The sequence below is a fragment of the Zunongwangia atlantica 22II14-10F7 genome, from assembly GCF_002094855.1.
Classification (GTDB): Bacteria; Bacteroidota; Bacteroidia; order Flavobacteriales; family Flavobacteriaceae; genus Zunongwangia; species Zunongwangia atlantica.
This window is the reverse complement of the sequence record NZ_ARYN01000069.1, coordinates 1-940: the sequence shown is the minus strand read 5'-3', so window position 1 is coordinate 940 and position 940 is coordinate 1. Positions and strand designations below refer to the sequence as shown.

1 protein-coding gene is annotated in these 940 nt (G+C 36.8%); it reads left to right on the top strand.

What is annotated here, in order from left to right; genetic code table 11:
• Positions 1-164: 164 nt before the first annotated feature.
• Positions 165-940, top strand: a 776-nt coding sequence (locus IIF7_RS20610; RefSeq protein WP_084843560.1) for a CHC2 zinc finger domain-containing protein, incomplete at its 3' end; no start/stop codon positions are given.

Genomic DNA, 940 nt, shown 5'->3' with positions numbered 1-940 from the left:
TGATGAATTGATGAACGGGGAAGATTAAGCCCTGTATTTATAGGGGTTTAATCGCTCATCATTTATTCATCAAATGTTCATCAAAAATAAAAGTGATGAATAAAAGCCTGCTGTTGAAAATAAAAATGATGAATTGATGAATTTTTGATGACAGCCTCAGCTCAATGCCTACAAGGGCTTATAAGGGGTTCTCATCAATTCATCAAAAAAATCCAGAAAATAGAACGCTTATGAAAACAAAGAAAATATGCTGTGAACATGCCCGTAATTTAGACATCGTACACGTACTCGCTAAATTAGGTCATTATCCCAGCAAAACAACGGTGAAAGAAGCCTGGTTTCTGAGTCCCCTGCGGTCAGAAACACAGGCCTCTTTCCATGTCTCTTATCATAAAAACAGATGGTACGACTTCGGATTGGGAAAAGGTGGAAATTGTCTGGATCTGGTTATTGCATTAAAACAATGTTCCATTGCTGAAGCTTTACAATTTCTGGCCAATGATCAGCAGCTATCAGTTACGGATCCTAATAAAACTTCTTTGTCTTTTCATAAGCAGATTTCTAAAAAGAAAAAAGAAGGGATTAAAGTACTTTTTGTTCAGGAACTCTCAAATTTACAATTACTTCATTACGCTAAAAAACGAGGGATCCCCAGAGAACTGATTATTGAGATGACCAGTGAGGTTCATTTTGAATTATATGGAAAACGGTATTATGCGATTGGTCTACAAAATAGACGGGGAGGTTATGAGCTCCGGAATGCTTTTTATAAGGCTTCAAGTTCTCCGAAATCGTATAGCTATTTCCAACAAGATGGAAATGGGCTGATCATTACCGAAGGATTATTTGATTACCTGTCTTTAGCGCTATTGGATCCTGAGCTATTCTTTACCCATGATCATATTATACTGAACTCCCTATCCTTTATTCAGGAAATCAT